This window comes from Sphaerisporangium sp. NPDC049003 (assembly GCF_043197795.1).
In the GTDB taxonomy this organism is placed as follows: Bacteria; Actinomycetota; Actinomycetes; order Streptosporangiales; family Streptosporangiaceae; genus Sphaerisporangium.
In genome coordinates, this window is sequence record NZ_JBICTU010000015.1 from 1 (window position 1) to 19044 (window position 19044).

The window sequence follows — 19044 nt, forward strand, 5'->3', positions numbered from 1 at the left end:
AAACGGGGATCCAAGCGCCGCGGTAAGGCCGTCGCCCGCGTCGCGGCGCTGCACGCCAAGGTCCGCCGTCAACGCCTCGATGGCGCGCACAAGGCGGCGCTCGCGCTGGTCGGCGACTACGACGTGATCGTGCATGAGGACCTGCGGATCGCGAACATGACCCGCTCGGCCCATGGCACGATCACGCAGCCGGGCCGGAATGTCGCACAGAAGTCCGGGTTGAACCGGAGCATCCTGGACGCGGGTTGGGGGGTGTTCCTGACGATCCTGTCACACAAGGCTGAAAGCGCCGGTCGCGAGCTGATCGCAGTGAACCCCGCCAACACCTCCCGCACCTGCTCGCGCTGCGGGCACCGCGCCGCGGACAACCGCCTCACCCAAGCCGAGTTCGCCTGTACGGCGTGCGGGCATACCGCGCACGCCGACGTGAACGCGGCTGTCAACATCCTCTGGGCAGGGCTTGCCCTTCGTCAGGCTGCGGAAGCGGCTTAGCGAGAAGCCGCTCCCCTTCAGGGAGCGGAGGAGTCACTAAGAGCTTCCGGCGAGCACCGCCATGGCCGCGTTGTGGCCGGGGATGCCGCTCACGCCGCCTCCGCGCCGGGCGCCCGCGCCGCACAGCAGGATCCGCTCGTGCTCGGTCTCGACGCCCCAGCGGCCGGTCTCGGCGGGGTCCTCGGCGAACGGCCAGGACAGGTCGCGGTGGAAGATGTGGCCGCCGGGGAGGCCGGCCTCGTTCTCCAGGTCCACAGGGGTCTTGGCCTCCAGGCAGAGGGAGCCGTCGGGGGCGCGCAGGAGGCAGTCCTCGATGGGCTCGGCCAGAACGCTGTTGATGGAGGCGAGCGTGGCCGCCAGCGCCTCACTCCTCGCCTTGTCCGGATTTTTCCGGAAAAGGCGGGCGGGCATGTGCAGGCCGAACAGCGTCATCGTCTGGACCCCGGCCTCCTGGAGCGAGGCCCCGAGGATCGAGGAGTCGGTGAGCGAGTGGCAGTACACCTCCGCCGGGGGCAGCTCGGGGATCACGCCGGCGACGGCCTGCTCGTACGCGAGCGCGAGCTGGTCGCGGCCCTCGTTGATGTGGAACGTGCCGCTGAACGCCTCGACCGGGTCCACCGCGCCGTCCTTCAGGCGGGGCAGGCGCGACAGCACCATGTTGATCTTGAGCTGGGCGCCCTCCGGCGGATCCTGCGCCCGGCCGAGCAGCCTGGCCATGACGGCGGGCGGCGTGTTGACCAGCAGGTGATCGCCGGTGACGGTGTGCTCGGCGCCCTCGGCGTCGCGGAACACCACCTCCCCGCCCGGGTCGATCGCGAGCACCTCCATGCCCGTGCGGATCTCCGCGCCGCCGCTCCTGGCCGCCTCGGCGAGCGCCCCGCTGACCGCGCCCATGCCCCCGACCGGCACGTTCCAGTCCCCCCTGCCGTCGCCGACGACGTGGTAGAGGAAGCAGCGGTTGGCGAGCAGGTCCTCGTCGGGGTCGGCGAAGGTGCCGATCAGGGCGTCCGTCAGCACCACGCCCCGCACGGTGTCGTCGCCGAACCGCTCGCGGGCCACCTCGCCGATCGGCCGCTCGAACAGGTCGCGCCAGGCCTCGTCGTCCGCCACCAGCTCGCGGGTCGCCGTACGGTCGCGCAGGGGTTCGAGCAGTGTGGGCGCCACCCGCTCGGCGACCCGCGCCGTCTGCCCGTAGAACCGGTTCCACTGGGCGTGGTCGGCGGGCCCGCCGGTCACGGCGGCGAAGGAGGCGGCCGTCCGCTCCGCGTCGCCGTTGTCCACGAGCAGCCCCGTGCCGCCCACCGGCGTGTACGACGCGTAGCGCCTGCGCCGCAGTTCCAGCTTCAGGCCGAGATCGGCGACCACCTTGCCCGGCAGCAGGCTGACCAGGTAGGAGTAGCGCGACAGCCGCGCGTCGACCCCGGGGAAGGCCCGCGCGGACACCGCGAGCCCTCCGACGTGGGAAAGCCGCTCCAGCACCAGCACGCGGCGCCCGGCACGCGCGAGATAGGCGGCGGCGACGAGGCCGTTGTGCCCGGCACCTGCGATGACGGCGTCGTAATGCGAACGGGGCATGAAAGGTCTCCCAACCCGGACAGTACGGTGAGAAGGCACATCAGGGGAACAATCCCCCTGGAGCGTATACAGGGAGAGGACCGAGAGCGAGCATGCACATGACCGGCCCCGGAGCGGCGATCATCCAGACCTCAGAGGAAGTCACGGAGGCCCTCGCCACGGGGGCGCCCGTGGTCGCGCTTGAGACCACGATCATCTCACATGGCCTGCCGCAGCCCCGCAATCTCCAGGTGGCGATCGAGCTGGAGGAGATGGTCCGGGAGGCGGGAGCCGTGCCCGCGACCATCGCCGTGCTCGACGGAGTGGCCCGCGTGGGCCTCGACAAGGGCATGCTGGAGCGCGTCGCCACCGAGCCCGACCTGCGCAAGCTGGGCTTCCGCGACCTGCCCGCCGCCGCCGCGCTGTCGGCCAGCGGCGCCACCACCGTCTCGGCCACCGCGTTCCTCGCGGCCCGCGCGGGGATCCGCGTGTTCGCGACGGGCGGCCTCGGCGGCGTGCACCGCGAGTGGACGGCCGACCAGGACGAGTCCGCCGACCTCGACATGCTTTCCAGGACGCGGATCACCGTCGTCTGCGCGGGCGTGAAGTCGATCCTGGACGTGCCCGCCACCCTCCAGCGCCTGGAGACGCGGAGCGTCAGCGTGGCCGGGTACCGCACGGACGAGTTCCCCGGCTTCTACCTCCACACCTCCGGGCTCCCGGTCGACTGGCGCCTTTCCTCCCCCGCCGAGGCCGCCGCCGTCATGCGGGCGCAGGACGGCCTGGGCGGGCCGGAGACGGCGCTGATCGTGGCCAACCCGGTGCCGGTGGCCGAGCAGCTCGACCCCGAGCTCCACGACCGCGTGCTGGCCGAGGCGCTCGCCGCCGCCGGCCGCGAGGGGATCACCGGTCAGGCGATCACCCCGTTCCTGCTCGACTTCCTGGTCAGGGGCACCGACGGCGCCTCGCTGGAGGCCAACCTGGCCGCCGTGCGCGGCAACACCCGCCTGGCCGGGCAGATCGCGGCCTCCTGGGCGGCTTCGCCCTCGTCGCCCTCGGTGGAGCGCTGAGTGGGTGGTCTGCTCGTCATCGGTGACGTCGTCACCGATGTGGTCGCACTCCACCACGCGCCGGTCGCGACCGGCACCGACACCGCCGCCGACATCGTCGTGCGCCCAGGCGGTTCGGGGGCGAACACCGCCTCCTGGGCCGCCCACCTGGGCGCGGACGCCCGGATCCTGACGCGGGTAGGGTACGACACCGGCCCCTGGCACATCGCCGAACTGCGCGGGGCGGGGGTCCGGCCGCACGTACGGGTGGACCCGGCGCACCCGACCGCGGTCGTGATCGCGATGGTCGACGTGACCGGCGAGCGGTCGATGCTGACCAACCGGGGCGCGGGCGGGCGAATCGGCCCCGGCGACTGGGACGAGGACCTGCTCGACGGCGTGAGCCACCTGCACGTCTCCGGATACACGCTGTTCGCGGCGCCGGGCCTCGACCTGGTCCGGCTCGCCGTACGGGCCGCCGTGGCCCGGGACGTACGGATCAGCGTCGATCCGGCCTCGACGGGATTTCTGCGGGATTTCGGCCCGGCGAGATTCCTCAGCGAGACGGCCGCCGCGACGATCGTCATCCCCAACCGCGACGAGGCGCTGCTCCTCACCGGCGAGACCGACGTCGGGGACGCCGCGGCGGCGCTCAGCGCCCTGTACGGCGTGGCCGCGGTGAAGCTCGGACCCGGCGGGGCGCTGCTGGCGGTGGGAGGCCGGGTCGTCCACCGGGCGCCCGCCGTGACCGCCCGGGCGGTGGACTCCACGGGCGCCGGGGACGCCTTCGCCGCGGGTTTCCTCAGCGCTCTGCTACCCGGTGACTCTCCGGAGTCAGCGCTGGAAGCGGGGTGTCTGGCGGGTGCCGATGCGGTCACCCGGCTGGGCGGAAGGCCGGGGCCTGCGAGCGGTGTCCACTCGGTTACAGGCTCCGGGATCGGCTAGCGGCTATGTTCTCCCTAGATGGCGCTAATTGATAGCCTCCGGCGTAAGCTGCACCATTAGCAACATGCGTCACACTCGGGAGGATGCGGTCAGCCGATGGACGCCGATTCAATGATCTGCTTGAGTGATCTGGTCCCGGCCCTGCGCTGGAGCCGCCCTCAGCAGGTCGCCGAAGTGCTCGCCGACCCCCGGCTTCCGGGTGGCTGGTGGGCTTCGGTCGCTCTCAGCCGTGCCCTGGGCACGACCGGTGTCGACTGGCTCTGCGACAGGCTCTCGCGGCTGGCCGTCAGCCGCTGGGACCACCTGGCGCTGATGGACGTGCTGCCCGCGCTCCAGGTCCATGTGGTGGATCCGGGGCTTCCGGGCTGGCCCGAGCCCGCGCGCTCGGCGATCAGCGGCATGGGCGGATGGCAGCGCCTGCGCAGGCTGACCGCGGCCGACCTGCGGCTGCCCGCGGGGCCCACGTCGCCCGAAGTGATCATCACCGCCGTCTTCCGGGAGATCCTCGGCCGGGTTCCCGCCATCGCGCCGCAGGTCCCCGGGCCCGTCGTCCCGCCCGTCACGCCGCCGATCACCCCGCCCGTCACGGCGCATACAGGCCCCCACCCGGCGCAAACGGGCGCCCTTCCGGTGCGGCCGGGAACCCTTCCGGTGCGGCCGGGGCCGGGGGCCCTTCCGGTGCGGCCGGGCGGCCCGCGTCTCGCTCCGCCCACCGGCCCCCATCCGGCACAGCCCACCGGCCCCCACCCGGCGCATCCGACCGGTCCCCATCCGGCGCAGGCCCCGGGCACCGGGGCTCCGGCGGTGCCCGGCGTGCCGCAGGCGCAGGGCCCGTACCGCGAGGCGCCGGCCCCCGCCGCCCCACCGCCGCCCCCGGTCTCGGACAACCCGCTCGTGAGGCTCGTGGACGCGGTGTTCCGCGAGTGGACGCCGCTGGAGCGGGCCGTCGCCACCGAGCGGCTGTTCGCCGAGGAGCCGATCAGCCTCCGCACGCTGGCCCACGAGCTGCACGTCGACCGCGACGTGCTCTCGCAGGCTCAGCGGGCCGCCGAGGAGCGCGTGTTGCAGTGGCTGCGCTCCCCCGAGTCGACCGCGGTGACCGGGCACCTGTTCCGCCTCACCGAGTGGCTCGGCGTCGCCGCCACCGAGGACCAGCTCATCGGGGCCGACCCCGCGCACCCCATCGAGGTCCCCTCGCTCGGCACGCCCCTGTGGCGCGTGCTGGTCGCGCTCATGCCCGACCGCCGCCTCCAGGACGGCTGGCTCGTCGTCGGCGACCTCGCCCGGCTGCGCGAGCGCACGGCCCAGCTACTGGGCGACAAGACCTCGGGTGAGGACGCGGCGGAGCTGCTGGCCCAGGTCGGCATCCGCGCCCACTCGGCCCAGGCCTGGATCGACGCCCTGCCCCGGGCGATGACCCGGCAGCAGGAGCCGCCGGCCACGAACGGCTTCACGCCGCTCCCCCGCCGCACGCCCGGGGCCAACGGCCACCAGATGCGCGGGGGGCTGCCGGTCCCGTCCGTGGCGGACAACCTGCCCGACGCCCAGACCGCCCTGGCCGCGCTCACCGCGCTGTCCGGGCCTCCCCGTCCTCACCTGGTGCCGGAGCCGCGCGCGGCGACGCTCGCGCCGCCGCTGCCGAGCCCGGCCTCCGACCCGCGCCGCTGGCAGCGCATCGACGTCACCAGCGAGCACCTGCGGGGCGAGCCGGTGCCCGTCCCCGAGGGGTACGCCACGCAGCTCGGCATGCGCCCCGGCACGCTGCTGTCGGTCACCGGGCCGGGGGACAACGCCGTCGTGCTGGTCTGGCGCGACCGCCAGCCGGTGTTCGACTCGCTCCAGCCGGTGCTGATGCGGCTCAACGCCCGGCCGGGCGACGCGATCTACGTCACCGTGGACGGCTACCGCCTGGACGCCCAGCTCACTGCCTGACCGCGCGACTCGAACGACGTCCGGGGAGATGGTTCAGGGGTTTGGCTCTGTCAGCGTGAAGTTGCACGATGTGCGTGTCGGTTCGGGCACCAGTTGATGATCAACCGGTTTCGAAGTGTCGATGAGTATGAGCACCATGTCTCGGGACGTGAATGCGGCGGCCGCTTCAGGGCGACTGATCAACTATCGTGACCGGCCATGAGGTTCCTCATCGTCGGTGGTAGTGGTTTTCTCGGCGGCGAACTTGCTCGGCAGTGTTTGGTGGCCAAGCATGAGGTGGCTGCGACCTACCTGACCCGATCAGGAGAGACCGCAGGTGTTGAGTGGTTGCCGCTCGATGTGCGCCGACGAGAGGACGTTGACACGCTGATCGACGCATTTCGGCCAGAGGCGGTCATTAACGCTGCGTTCCGGCAGACAGATTGGGCGAGCACGGCGATGGGAGCCGTGAACGTGGCTCTCGCTGCCTCTGCGGCGGGTGGGCGCCTGGTCCATGTGTCCAGCGACGCGGTCTTCTCGGGTGCCGCGATTCGCTATGACGAGACGTGCGCCCCTGACCCGATCACCCCGTATGGTGCGGCCAAAGCCGCTGCCGAGACAGCAGTGAACGCGATCGCGCCAACCGCGGTGATAGCCCGGACATCCCTGATCATCGGTGACGGTGATTCGCCGCACGAGGCGCTGGTGCATTCACTGGCCACCGGCAGCGCGAGAGGAATGCTGTTCACCGACGACGTGCGATGTCCCGTGCATGTCGTCGATCTCGCTGCGGCACTCCTCGAACTTGCCGCATCCGAGTATCACGGCATCCACCATGTCGCTGGAGCCGATGCGGTAAGCCGATACGAGCTGGGGCTGCTCATCGCCCGACGTGATGGACTCGACGCGGACCAATTGCCTTCAGGTCGGCGAGCAGACACCAACGTGCCCGGCCCGATAGATGTGCGCTTGGAGTGCGGCATGACTCAGGGGCGGCTTCGGACCAGGCTGCGTGGCGCGCGGCAGTTTCTGGGGTGAGGTTCACCAGGGGGTTCATAGGTCCGGCCAGGTATAGCTGGCCAGGTAGGGCGATCGTCCGCTGACGAACCAGCTCTGCAGGTCCTGAAGCCGTTGGACTGCGGCTTCGTAATATATTCGGGTGGCTCGGGGCGAGGAAAGTTGGGGTGACTGACGTGGCCTGGGACGAACTCGGTGAGATACCAGTAGCCCTCAACCAGCCAGCGGTCGAGCTGATCTCGGGGCTCTTGCTGGGCGCAGACACGACGCATCGCTTGCTCTGGGCCTCCCCCCGGGGCGTGGACACCCGGTTTCATGCAGCCAGTTTGGTCACTATACCGAGCTGATCTTCATAGACGGCTGGGGGGATGTTCCCGGTCGCCGAGCCTGGCAGAGGGACGCCTGCTCACGCGGCCGACGACGCCGAGATCGACGCGCACTTGGCCGCCATCCACGCGGGCGAACTCGACCTGACACTCGCGCCGCTGATCTCGGCCTGGGGACGCCGTCCAGCCGAGCACCCGCCGGCACTCGGTTAGGTGCGGATCCAGGCGTTGTCCGACCTGCCCACAGCGCTGTTCGTCGAGGAGATTTCCGGGCCGCACGAGTAGCCCCTTACGGGGGGGGTTGGCACGGGTGAGCCTTGTGGAGAACCCCGTCAGGGCCGGGGGTGGTCGCCGGTCTTCAGGACCTTGCGGTAGTACGTTCCAGCGGACTCGTAGTTCAGGGCCTGGTAGAACTCCGGGGCCCGCCGGGTCGCCAGGGCGATGTAGCCGGCGTCCCTGGACCGCGCCCACACCTCGAACTCCTCCAGCAGCGCCCTGCCCAGGCCTCGCCTGCGGAAGCCGTGCTGGGTCATGGCCTCCTCCACCCAGGCCACGTGGCCGTTGGCGAACAGGGTCAGGTGAACGTATCCGAGCAGGTAGCCGCGTACGTCGCCGTCCACGACCGCGACGAGGACCAGGGCGTCCGGGTTCTCCAGCAGGAGCGGAAAGGCCGCGTCGAACGCCGCCCGCTGCGGGCGGAACGACAGCGCGAACTCGCGGGCCAGCCCGAAGATCTCCTCGGTGTCGCTCTTATCGGCCCTTCGCACCAGGAGATCATCAGAAGTCATGAAAAGGACTTTAAGTAGTGGATGGCCTGTTCGTCCATTCACACCCAGAACCAAGATCGCCATAGGCGGCCCCGTTGTGCCCGTTGTTCAGCTCCATCCGGCCGCCGTCGGTGACTGCGGCGAACCACGCGAGGCTGTCGCGCCGGTCCCCCACTGGCATGATCATGGGAGTCACGGTCGAAGCCGCCTTCGTTGGCGTAGCCGAGGCCTGCACCACGGCACGTAACGATGGAGCGACATGCCTGCTACGAAGTCCAGGCCGCGATGTCCGGCACCAGGCCGGCCATCGCTCGTACGGCCTCGGGAAGCGGTCTATGCCGTCCTGCCGTATGAGACAGACCGGATCACCCGAACCCTCCACCTTTGACCCCATTGAGGAAGACGTCCCACTCAGACGGGGTGACGGCTATTACTGGCCCATTCGGCAACTTAGAGTCACGCAACAGGTAGAGCGGCGGGGCGTGCCACTCACCTTCGGGTTCGGCTTGAGCTGTATCAGTACACGTGGCTTCCACGCAGTTGGGGCCGTCGCCGCTGCGACTGCTCTTACGCCACACCATGCGGGACATGTCCACTACGGGCCTCTCCGTTTTCTCTTTGAGAACAAGAGCCCTCAAGCCCGCTCAGCCATCCGTGTTATCAACGTTCGTGACTCTTCGGGGCTGAGCGCCGCCGCTCGCAGATGATCGAACGCGAGCGTGTATCGATACATTTCAACATCGTTTTCTATATAGAGGATACTCGTCATGCTCTCGACATACGCGACATCAGGATCATGGGGTTCGCGAAACTCAAGCATGGCGAAGGTGCCGGCAGTCGCAGGGTGTGCTCCGGCCGCGGACGGCAGCACCTGGACGGTGATGTTGTCTCGATCCGCGCACTCAAGGAGCTTGGCGTACTGCCCGCGCATGATCGCCGCCGAGCCGACGCGACGCGTCAGTGCGGCTTCGTCGATCACGGTCCAGAACCGAATCGGGTCCTGCTCACGCGACAAGATGCCCTGCCGCGTCATTCGAACCTCGACACGGCGTTCGACCTCCGTGGGCGGGCACAATGCCATCAAGGCGGAGCGGATGACTTCGCGAGCATAATCCTCGGTTTGGAGCAGGCCATGCACGAGCATGCCGTCGAAGCTCCTGATGAACGCCGCCTCGGCTTCGAGTTGGATGTAGGTCGCGTAGTCGCTCGGCAGCGAGTCCGAGTAGGCGTCCCACCATCCCTTCGTACGTGCCGTCCTGGCCAGTGCATGCAATGCCGCTCGCTTGCGACCGTCGAGTGCGTACAGGTCGAGTAGACGGGTCAGGTCCGGAGACGTGATTCCCACACGAGCCGTCTCGATCCGCGAGAGCTTCGCGGTCGACCAGCCAACACGATCTGCCGCCGCCTCGATCGTCATCGCCTGAAGCTCACGCAATCTACGCAGTTCACCGGCCAGTCGACGGCGCCTCACAGAGGGACCACGCCCCGCCATCACAACCTCCTTTGAGTGGCTACGAACAGTGTGCCGTCCATCACTTACCGACACAGTGGAATCGCGGAGGTACCTGGATCGGTAACTTTGCAGAATCGGTTGCTAACTCACCGTACACAGTGGAGCATCTGCTGGTGTTGCACACAGTCACCGGATCCCGGGACCACCGGTCGCAGGAATCGACTGGACGTTCCCCCACAGAAGGGCAGGCGAGCATATGAGTGCGGGCGATCTTCCAGGCTGGAAGGTCCAACTGGTGGAGTTGGCATGGGAGTTGAACGAGCTCGGGTTCGACTCCGTGGTGAGGCTTCCGCCGGGACGGCGGCCGAGTTTGGAGGTCTTCGTACCGCCGGGTCGGCCGAGGAGCACTCGACAACGGCGGGACGCTACATCGGAGCCCACGCGGCCCCGACGGACCCGGGCCTGGGCGCGGGGGCTCTCCCGGCGTATCGCGGGGGTGGGCTGGTGAAGGCGCTCGGGCTGCTGGGGCGGGTCGATGTGCCCGCGCGGGTCACCGCCGTCCCAAGGGCCCGGCGCTGCGTGCGGGAGCTGCTAGGAGGCACCGATCACCCGCAGACCGACGACGCCTTGCTGCTGGTCACCGAACTGGTCACCAACGCGGTGCGGTACTCCGACTCGGGACGCTGCCCGGCCGGGCGGGTCACCATCGCCGTGGCCGACCACGACGGGACGCTCCACATCGACGTGACCGACGCGGGCTCGTCGGAGAACCGGCCCACGCTGTGCCTGGAGACCTGTCCCGACAGCGGCGGCGGACGCGGCCTCTGGCTGCTCCAACAGGTGGCGACCACCTGGGGCTGGTACGAGACCGCCACCGGACGCGTGGTCTGGTTCCAACTCGCCGGCAAGTGACGAAACCACCGCACTCCGGCGCCAGCGAAGGACGCGCCGCCGGCGGGACGGGGTCAGGCGGGCATGCCGAGTTGGCGGGCGATGAGCATGCGCTGGACCTCGCTGGTGCCCTCGCCGATCTCCAGGATCTTGGCGTCGCGGTAGAAGCGGCCGACCGGGTACTCGTTCATGAAGCCGTAGCCGCCGAAGATCTGTGTGGCGTCGCGGGCGTTGTCCATGGCCGCGTTGGAGCTCACCAGCTTGGCGATGGCCGCCTCCTTCTTGAACGGCTCGCCGGCGAGCATCTTCTCGGCCGCGTGGTAGTAGGCCAGGCGCGCAGTGTGGGCCCGGACCTCCATGTCGGCGACCTTGAACTGGATGGCCTGGTAGCGCCCGATCGGCGTCCCGAACGCCTGCCGCTCCTGGACGTACCGCAGGCTCTCGTCGACGCAGCCCTGCGCGAGGCCCACCGAGAGCGCCGCGAAGGCGATGCGGCCCTCGTCGAGGGTCTGCAGGAACTGCGCGTACCCCCGGCCCCGCTCGCCGAGCAGGTTGGCGGCGGGCACCCGGCAGTCGGTGAACGACAGCTCTCGCGTGTCCGAGGCCGACCAGCCGACCTTGGAGTACTTCTTCGACACCGTGAACCCGGGCGTGTCCGACGGGACCAGGATCGTCGTGATCTCCGGGGAGATCCGCCCGGCGCCCTCGGTGCGCTCGCGCTGACCGGTGATGGCGGCGACGGCGACGAATCCGGTGATGTCGGTGCCCGAGTTGGTGATGAACGCCTTGGATCCGTTGATCACCCATTCGGCCCCGTCGAGAACGGCGGTGGTCCGCATGCCGCCCGGCACGTCGGATCCGCCGCCTGGCTCGGTGAGCCCGAACGCGCCGAGCGTCTCGCCGGAGGTCAGCCGGGGAAGCCATTCGGCCTTCTGCTCGGCCGTGCCGAACCGGTAGACCGGCATGGCGCCGAGGGAGACCGCGGCCTCCAGGGTGATGGCCACCGAGGAGTCGACGCGGGCGAGCTCCTCCAGCGCCAGGCAGAGGGCGAAGTAGTCGCCGCCCATGCCGCCGTACTCCTCGGGGATCGGCAGCCCGAACAGCCCCATACGCCCCATCTGGGCGACGGTGTCGTAGGGGAACGCGCAGCGCTCGTAGTAGTCGCCGATCACCGGTGCGACCACGTCCCTGGAGAAGTCCTCGACGGTCTTGCGCAACGCCTCGTACTCGTCGTTGAGCCGGTGCATGCTCTTCACTCCTCTACTGTGGCCGTGGCCTCGTCTGCCTGGGCTTCGTCCGACGGGGATCGGCCCGCCGGACGTTCGCCGGCCGGTGCTTCACCGGCCGGATCCTCCTTGGCGAGGGCCTGGACGACGCGGGACGGGCTCGGCCGGCCAAGCTCCCCCGCCAGCCAGACGCTGGTCGCGACCAGCGATCCGAGGTCGACGCCGGTCTCGACGCCGAGCCCGGAGAGCATCCAGACCAGGTCCTCGGTGGCGAGGTTGCCCGTGGCGCTCTTGGCGTACGGGCACCCGCCGATCCCTCCGGCCGAGGCGTCCACGACCGTCACCCCGGCCCGCAGGGCGCTGAGGGTGTTGGCCAGGGCCTGGCCGTAGGTGTCGTGGAAGTGCACGGCGAGCCGCTCGGGCCCCACGCCCGCCTGGGCGAAGGCCGAAAGCAGGGCGGTGACGTGCCCGGGCGTGCCGACGCCGATGGTGTCGCCGAGGGACAGCTGGGAGCAGCCGAGGTCGAGCAGGCGCGTCCCCTGCCGGACGACCTGGGCGATCGGCACCGGCCCCTCCCAGGGGTCGCCGAAGCACATCGACAGGTACGCCCGGACGTCCAGCCCGTTCTCACGGGCGCGCGCGACCACGGGGGTGAACATCTCGATCGAGCCGTCCAGACTGCGGTTGAGGTTCTGGCGGGCGAAGGTCTCGGTGGCGCTGCCGAAGATCGCGATGTCGGTGACGCCCAGGGCGAGCGTTCGGTCGAGGCCACGCTCATTGGGGACCAGCACCGGGTAGCGGACGCCCGGCACCCGTTCCACCCGGCCCAGCAGCTCCTCCGCGTCCGCGAGCTGGGGGATCCACTTCGGGTGCACGAAGCTGGTCGCCTCGATGGTGGTCAGCCCGGCCTCGGCCAGCCGCGCGACGAACCGCGCCTTGACCTCGACGGGGACGATCGCCGACTCGTTCTGCAGCCCGTCCCTGGGCCCGACCTCGTAGATCGTCACCCGGTCCGGCAGACCGTCCATCGGGACCTCGAACGGCATGCGCATCATGACCCTCCCGTGTCCGTGTCCGTGTCAGGGGCGGGGGGCTCTTCGCGGACGACGGCCAGCACCGCGTCCATGTCGACCGGCCGGCCCGCGCGTGCGGGAAGCTCCACGACGACGCCGTCCGAGGGGGCGGTGACGGTGTGCTCCATCTTCATCGCCTCGACGATCAGCAGCGGCTGCCCCTCGGTGACCCGCTCGCCGGGGACCACCTTGACCAGCAGCACGGTGCCGGGCATCGGGCTGCGGACCACTCCGTCGCCCGCGCCGCCCGCGCCCGCGCGGTCTCCGCGCTCCCCCGGCTCGTGGGGCGTGATCGCCCACGAGCGCCCGTCCCTGCCGAGCCACACGGTCGCGCCGTCCACGGCGTGGGTGAAGCGGGAAGTCAGGCCGTCCAGCGTCACGAAGACCTCGCCGCCTCGCCCGTGGGCGAGCCGGGCCGGGGCCGCGGGCGCGTCGCCCACGGTCACCTCGGCGCCCGTACGGGGAAGGCCGCGCACTCTCACCTCGGCGGTCTCGTCCCGCGCCGTCAGGAGCCAGGGCGTCCAGGAGGGCTCGCCGGCCCGCCACCCGTCCGGCACGTCCCACGGGTCGTCGCCCGCGGACGAGACCAGCCGGTCCTGCAGGACCAGCGCCGCCGCGGCCGGCACCTCGTCCGGCAGGCCTCCGGGGCCGTACGCGGCGGCGAGCAGCGCGGGAAGGCGCCGGTCGATCAGGCCGGTGCCGAGGTTCCCCGCCGCCACGTCCGGGTCGGCGAGCAGCGCCCGCAGGAACGCGATGTTGGTCGTCACGCCGAGGACGGTCGTCGCCCGCAGCGCCGCGTCCAGCCGCCGCAGCGCGCTCTCCCGGTCCGGGCCCCACGCGATCACCTTGGACAGCATCGGGTCGTAGTCGCTGCCGACGACCGTGCCCGTCTGGAGCCCCGAGTCCACCCGCACGCCCTCGTCGCCTTCCGGCTCCGCGAGCGCGAGCACCCGTCCGCCCGTGGGCAGGAAGTCCCGGGAGGGGTCCTCGGCGTAGACGCGGGCCTCGACGGCGTGGCCGCGCAGCCGTACGTCGTCCTGGGTCAGCGGCAGCGGCTCCCCCGCCGCGACGCGGAGCTGAAGCTCCACGAGGTCGAGGCCGGTGACCAGCTCGGTGACGGGGTGCTCGACCTGGAGCCGGGTGTTCATCTCGATGAAGTAGCCCGGGTGCCCCGGCTGGTCGCCGGAGACGATGAACTCGACGGTCCCCGCGCCCACGTACCCGACGGACCTGGCGGCCCTCACCGCGTCCGCGCCCATGCTCTGCCGGATGCGCTCGTCCAGCAGCGGCGACGGCGCCTCCTCGATGATCTTCTGGTGGCGGCGTTGCAGGCTGCACTCGCGTTCGCCCAGGTGGACGACGTTGCCGTGCGCGTCGGCCAGCACCTGGATCTCGATGTGCCGGGGATCGGCGACGAACCGCTCGACCAGCAGCGTGGAGTCGCCGAACGCGGCGGCGGCCGTGCGGCGGGCCGACTCGATGGCCTGGGGCATCTCCTCCGGCGAGCGCACGACCAGCATGCCCTTGCCGCCGCCGCCCGCCGAGGGCTTGATCAGCACGGGGTAGCCGATGCGCCCCGCCGCCTCCACGAGGTCATCGGACGGCTCCGCGCCGCCGGGGACGACCGGGACGCCGGCCGCCGCGACGGTCGCCTTGGCGCGGATCTTGTCACCCATGGCCTCGACGGCCTCGGGCGGCGGGCCGACGAAGACCAGGTCCTCCTCGGCGCAGCGCCGCGCGAACGCGGTGTTCTCGGCCAGGAACCCGTAGCCGGGGTGGACGGCCCGCGCCCCGCTGAGTTTGGCGGCCGCGATCACCTGGTCGATGTCGAGGTAGCCGGAGGCCAGCCGTACGGCCGTGTCGGCCTCGCGCACGTGCCGGGCGCCCGCGTCCGCGTCGCTGTACACGGCGACCGACCGTACGCCGAGCCGGCGGAGGGTCCTGATGACGCGGAGCGCGATCTCGCCCCGGTTGGCGACAAGAACGGTGTCGAACATGATCACATCCGGAAGACGCCGTAGCCGATGGGGTCGAGGGGGGCGTTGGCCGCGGCGGACAGGGCCAGCCCGAGTACCGTGCGGGTGTCGAGGGGGTCGATCACGCCGTCGTCCCACAGCCGCGCGGTGGAGTAGTACGGACTGCCCTGCTCCTCGTACCGCTCGCGGATCGCGCGCTTGAACTCCGCGTCGTCCTCGCCGCCGGGACGCACGGTGGCCAGCACGTTGGCGGCCTGCTCGCCGCCCATGACCGAGATGCGGGCGTTGGGCCACATCCACAGGAAGCGCGGCGAGTACGCCCGTCCGGCCATCGCGTAGTTGCCCGCCCCGAACGAGCCGCCGACGACCACGGTGAGCTTGGGCACGCGGGCGCAGGAGACGGCGGTGACCATCTTGGCGCCGTGCTTGGCGATGCCCCCGGCCTCGTAGGCACGGCCCACCATGAACCCGCTGATGTTCTGAAGGAACACCAGCGGGATCTTCCGCTGGTCGCAGAGCTCGATGAAGTGGGCGCCCTTGAGCGCGGACTCGCTGAACAGGATGCCGTTGTTGGCCACGATCCCCACGGGATGCCCGTGGATGTGGGCGAAGCCGGTCACCAGCGTGTGGCCGTACTCGGCCTTGAACTCCAGGAAGCGGCTGCCGTCGGTGATCCGGGCGATGACCTCCCGCACGTCGTACGGCGTGCGGGTGTCGGCGGGCACGATGCCGTACAGGTCGCGGGGGTCGTGCAGCGGCTCCTCGGGGCGGGCGCGCTCCCAGGGGGCGGGGTGCCTCGGGGCCAGCGTGGAGACGATGTCGCGGACGATGGACAGGGCGTGGGCGTCGTCCTCGGCCAGGTGGTCGGTGACCCCGCTGACCCGGGCGTGCACGTCGCCGCCGCCGAGCTCCTCGGCCGTGACCTCCTCGCCGGTCGCGGCCTTCACCAGCGGCGGGCCGCCCAGGAAGATCGTGCCCTGGTTCCTGACGATGACGGCCTCGTCGCTCATGGCCGGCACGTACGCGCCTCCGGCCGTGCAGGAGCCGAGCACGGCGGCGATCTGCGGGATGCCGCGCGACGACATGGTGGCCTGGTTGTAGAAGATGCGCCCGAAATGCTCCCGGTCGGGGAAAACCTCGTCCTGGAGCGGCAGGAACGCGCCCCCGGAGTCGACCAGGTAGACGCACGGCAGGTGGTTGTGGAGGGCGACCTCCTGCGCACGCAGATGCTTCTTGACCGTGAGGGGGTAGTAGGTGCCGCCCTTCACGGTCGCGTCGTTGGCGACGATCACGCACTCCCGGCCGGCGACCCGGCCGATTCCGGTGATGATCCCGGCGGCGGGGGCCTCGTCGCCGTACAGGCCGGTGGCGGCCAGCGGTGCCAGCTCCAGGAAGCGGGAGCCGGGGTCGAGCAGCGTGCCGACGCGGTCACGGGGCAGGAGCTTGCCGCGCTCGACGTGCCGCACGCGCGACCGCTCGGGGCCTCCGAGGGCCGCGACCGCCAGTCGTTCGCGCAGGTCGGCGGCCAGGCGCTCGTTGACCTCCGCGTTGCGCTTGAACTCCTCGCCGGCCGGGCTCAGCACCGTCCGGAGCACAGGGGCCATGATGCGCACCTCCCAGCGGTTAACGTTCCCTAACTATGACGTGGATGTTAGTCATCATTAACTGGTTCGTCTACCATTGCCGGTCATGACCGTTGTGCGGAGTCATACCCGAGTTCCGAGCCCTCGGCGCAGGGAGATCCTGGACGCCGCCGCCACGCTGTTCGCGGCCCGGGGCTTCCACGGCGTGCCGATCGAGGAGATCGGCGGCGCGGTCGGCATTTCGGGGCCCGCGCTCTACCGCCACTTCAGCGGCAAGGACGCCCTGCTCTCCGAGATACTGCTGGACATCAGCGAGCGTCTGCGCACCTCAGCGGCCGATCGGGTCACCCAGGCCGCGGGCGGCGGCGAGACGCTGGACGCGCTGATCTCCGGTCACATCGACTTCGCGCTCGACGAACCCGCGCTGATCACCGTGCACGACCGCGAGCTGGGCAACGTCCCAGAACCGGCCCGCCGGCAGATCAGGCGGCTCCAGCGGCTGTACGCCGAGGAGTGGGTCACCGTCCTGAGCGAGCTGTACCCGGGCGTACGGCCGCCGGTGCTGCGCGCCGCCACCCACGCGGTCTTCGGGCTCCTCAACTCCACCCCGCACAGCGCCGGTGAGCTGGCCCGCGACGCGATGTCCGACCTGCTGCACCGCATGGCCCGCGCCGCCCTGGCCGACCTCGTTAACGAACGTTAACCTCCCCGCCTCTCATCGTCCGACCGCCGGACCTCGCCTTCACCCTGCCCGGAACCAGGCCTTGTTCTGCCGACTATCTCGATATATCTTTCATGTATCTAGATAGTTCAGAGGCGACCGTACGTACCGGCGAAGCATGCCCGAGGAGATGATGGAGCTACGCGTGCGGGGAACCAGGAGGAAGAGGGACAGTGACGACAAGCGAGGCGCCCGCCGTCGCCGTACGGGGGCTGAAGAAGAGTTACGGCAATGTCGAGGCCGTGAGAGGCATCGACTTCGAGGTGCGCCCGGGCGAGGTCTTCGGCTTCCTCGGGCCTAACGGCGCGGGGAAGACGACGACCATCAGCATGCTCTGCACGCTCGTGGGCCCGACGGGCGGATCGGCCGAGGTGGCCGGGCACGACGTGGTCAGGGAGCGGGACGAGGTCCGGCGCAACATCGGGCTGGTGTTCCAGGATCCGACCCTCGACGGCTACCTGTCGGCCGAGCAGAACCTCCGCTTCCACGCGGAGCTGTACGGGGTGCGCAAGGACGTGGTCGACGAGCGGATCAAGCAGGTCATGGAGATGGTCGCGCTCTGGGACCGCAAGGACGCCAAGGTCATGACCTTCTCCGGAGGCATGAAACGCCGGCTGGAGATCGCGCGGGGTCTGCTCCACTCGCCGCGCGTGCTGTTCCTGGACGAGCCCACGGTCGGCCTGGACCCCCAGACCCGATCCGCTATCTGGGGATATATCGATAAATTGCGGCGCACAGAGGACATCACCATCTTCATGACGACGCACTACATGGAGGAGGCCGAGTACTGCGACCGCATCGCCATCATCGACCACGGCGAGATCGTGGTCATCGACTCCCCCGAGGCCCTCAAGGCCGGCATCGGCAAGGACCGCGTGCAGATCCAGACCGGTGACGACGCGACCGCCATCACCGCGCTGAAGGAGCGTTTCGACCTCGACGCGGCCGTCCGTGAGGGCGTGGTGACCTTCGCCGTCCCCTCAGGGGAGGAGTTCGTCCCCCGGCTGTTCGCCGAGCTCGGCGTGCCGATCCGCTCGGTGAGCGTGTCGCGGCCCTCGCTCGACGACGTCTTCATGAACTACACCGGCTCCACCATCCGAGACGCCGAGGGCGAGAGCGGCACGTCCGCGTGGATGCGCGCCATGGTGAGGAGGTAGACGATGACGACCGAGGCCACCTCGCCCGAAGTCGTCCGGGTCCACGTGCCAGGACGCAGCGTCAGGCACGACATCCGGGCCGTCAAGATAGTTCTCCATCGCGAGCTGCTGCGGTTCGTCAACGACCGCACCCGCATGATCTCCACTCTGGTGCAGCCCGTGCTGTGGCTGTTCGTCATGGGCACCGGCCTCAGCACGCTGGTCTCACGGGGGCCGAGCCAGGGCGTGGACTTCCGCACCTTCATCTACCCCGGCGTGATCGCCATGACGGTGATCACCACGGCGATGTTCTCGGCGGGCTCGATCGTGTGGGACCGCGAGTTCGGGTTCCTGCGCGAGATGCTGGTCGCCCCGGTGAGCCGCGCCGCGATCGTGATCGGCAAGTGCCTGGGCGGCGGCATCGTCGCGACCGTACAGGGCTTCATCATCCTGGCCCTCGCCGGGCTGGTCCACGTGCCCTACTCCCCCACGCTGATCCTCACCCTGCTCGGGGAGATGTTCCTCGCGTCGGTCACGATCACCGCCTTCGGCGTGAGCCTCGCCGCCCGGATGAAGAGCATGCAAAGCTTCTTCGGCATCATGCAGATGGCGATCATGCCCATGATCTTCCTGTCCGGGGCGATGTTCCCCCTGGCCAACCTGCCCGGGTGGCTGGCCTTCCTGACGAAGATCAACCCTCTGACGTACGCCGTGGACCCGATGCGCCACGCGGTCTTCAGCCACCTCGACGTGGACCCGAAGGTCGTGGACGCGCTCAACCCCGGCGTCCACTGGTTCGGCTGGCACGTCCCGGTCATGGTCGAGCTCGGAATCGTCGCCCTCATGGGCCTGGCCCTGCTGGGCGTCGCCATCGCCCAGTTCCGCCGCACCGACTAGCCGGCCGGGGCGGCTCCGGCGACGACC

17 protein-coding genes are annotated in these 19044 nt (G+C 70.3%); 9 read left to right on the top strand and 8 right to left on the bottom strand.

From position 1 onward, the window contains the following. Positions 1-492: RNA-guided endonuclease InsQ/TnpB family protein (locus tag ACGFIV_RS17800; protein ID WP_392836008.1), on the top strand; the 492-nt coding region annotated here is incomplete at its 5' end. 36 nt (positions 493-528) lie between these two features. Here ACGFIV_RS17800 and ACGFIV_RS17805 read toward each other — a convergent pair. After that, positions 529-2067, bottom strand: coding sequence for a phytoene desaturase family protein (locus ACGFIV_RS17805; protein ID WP_392836011.1), 1539 nt, complete (start codon positions 2065-2067; stop codon positions 529-531). 92 nt (positions 2068-2159) lie between these two features. On the opposite strand from ACGFIV_RS17805, the gene ACGFIV_RS17810 reads away from it, so the two are divergent. The 4 genes from ACGFIV_RS17810 to ACGFIV_RS17825 all read left to right on the top strand — a co-directional run bounded on the left by ACGFIV_RS17810 (position 2160) and on the right by ACGFIV_RS17825 (position 6989). Then, positions 2160-3116, top strand: coding sequence for a pseudouridine-5'-phosphate glycosidase (locus tag ACGFIV_RS17810; protein WP_358559392.1), 957 nt, complete (start codon positions 2160-2162; stop codon positions 3114-3116). Further along, positions 3117-4040 carry a sugar kinase gene (locus ACGFIV_RS17815; RefSeq protein WP_358559390.1) on the top strand — a complete coding sequence of 308 codons (924 nt, stop codon included), beginning with the start codon at positions 3117-3119 and terminating at the stop codon, positions 4038-4040. Between the two features lie 120 nt (positions 4041-4160). Next, a complete protein-coding gene (locus ACGFIV_RS17820; protein ID WP_358559389.1) occupies positions 4161-5972 on the top strand; it encodes a hypothetical protein in 1812 nt (603 codons plus the stop codon). A 198-nt stretch (positions 5973-6170) separates the two neighbouring features. Then, complete coding sequence (locus tag ACGFIV_RS17825) at positions 6171-6989, top strand: sugar nucleotide-binding protein (RefSeq protein WP_358559387.1); 819 nt, start codon at positions 6171-6173, stop codon at positions 6987-6989. 637 nt (positions 6990-7626) lie between these two features. Here the strand turns inward: ACGFIV_RS17825 and ACGFIV_RS17830 are convergent. From ACGFIV_RS17830 to ACGFIV_RS17840, 3 genes are all read right to left on the bottom strand, one after another. Further along, positions 7627-8082 (bottom strand): GNAT family N-acetyltransferase, encoded by a 456-nt coding sequence (locus tag ACGFIV_RS17830; protein ID WP_358559385.1) that lies wholly within the window; start codon positions 8080-8082, stop codon positions 7627-7629. Between the two features lie 344 nt (positions 8083-8426). Continuing rightward, positions 8427-8651 carry a DUF397 domain-containing protein gene (locus ACGFIV_RS17835; RefSeq protein WP_392836286.1) on the bottom strand — a complete coding sequence of 75 codons (225 nt, stop codon included), beginning with the start codon at positions 8649-8651 and terminating at the stop codon, positions 8427-8429. Positions 8652-8695: 44 nt separating this feature from the next. Beyond that, positions 8696-9553: a helix-turn-helix transcriptional regulator gene (locus ACGFIV_RS17840; protein WP_358559383.1), complete on the bottom strand. Its 858-nt coding sequence runs from the start codon at positions 9551-9553 to the stop codon at positions 8696-8698. A gap of 465 nt (positions 9554-10018) precedes the next feature. Here ACGFIV_RS17840 and ACGFIV_RS17845 point away from each other — a divergent pair, with 465 nt between their 5' ends. Beyond that, positions 10019-10426, top strand: coding sequence for an ATP-binding protein (locus tag ACGFIV_RS17845; RefSeq protein ID WP_358559381.1), 408 nt, complete (start codon positions 10019-10021; stop codon positions 10424-10426). Between the two features lie 53 nt (positions 10427-10479). Here the strand turns inward: ACGFIV_RS17845 and ACGFIV_RS17850 are convergent, their stop codons facing one another. The 4 genes from ACGFIV_RS17850 to ACGFIV_RS17865 are packed head-to-tail and all read right to left on the bottom strand — an operon-like array spanning position 10480 to position 16287. After that, complete coding sequence (locus tag ACGFIV_RS17850; protein ID WP_392836289.1) at positions 10480-11652, bottom strand: acyl-CoA dehydrogenase family protein; 1173 nt, start codon at positions 11650-11652, stop codon at positions 10480-10482. A 5-nt stretch (positions 11653-11657) separates the two neighbouring features. Further along, positions 11658-12686: a hydroxymethylglutaryl-CoA lyase gene (locus ACGFIV_RS17855; protein ID WP_392836019.1), complete on the bottom strand. Its 1029-nt coding sequence runs from the start codon at positions 12684-12686 to the stop codon at positions 11658-11660. Continuing rightward, positions 12683-14701, bottom strand: a complete 2019-nt coding sequence (locus tag ACGFIV_RS17860; RefSeq protein ID WP_392836022.1) for a biotin carboxylase N-terminal domain-containing protein — start codon at positions 14699-14701, stop codon at positions 12683-12685. Before ACGFIV_RS17860 ends, ACGFIV_RS17855 begins: the two co-directional genes overlap by 4 nt. A gap of 2 nt (positions 14702-14703) precedes the next feature. Further along, positions 14704-16287, bottom strand: a complete 1584-nt coding sequence (locus tag ACGFIV_RS17865) for a carboxyl transferase domain-containing protein (RefSeq protein WP_392836291.1) — start codon at positions 16285-16287, stop codon at positions 14704-14706. Positions 16288-16369: 82 nt separating this feature from the next. Between ACGFIV_RS17865 and ACGFIV_RS17870 the strand changes: the two genes are divergently transcribed. The 3 genes from ACGFIV_RS17870 to ACGFIV_RS17880 all read left to right on the top strand — a co-directional run bounded on the left by ACGFIV_RS17870 (position 16370) and on the right by ACGFIV_RS17880 (position 19017). Then, entirely contained in the window at positions 16370-16966 is a 597-nt protein-coding gene (locus ACGFIV_RS17870; RefSeq protein ID WP_358560050.1) for a TetR/AcrR family transcriptional regulator, read from the top strand. 191 nt (positions 16967-17157) lie between these two features. Continuing rightward, positions 17158-18141, top strand: a complete 984-nt coding sequence (locus ACGFIV_RS17875; protein ID WP_358560049.1) for an ATP-binding cassette domain-containing protein — start codon at positions 17158-17160, stop codon at positions 18139-18141. 3 nt (positions 18142-18144) lie between these two features. Next, entirely contained in the window at positions 18145-19017 is an 873-nt protein-coding gene (locus ACGFIV_RS17880) for an ABC transporter permease (RefSeq protein WP_358560048.1), read from the top strand. The last annotated feature ends 27 nt before the right edge of the window (positions 19018-19044 follow it).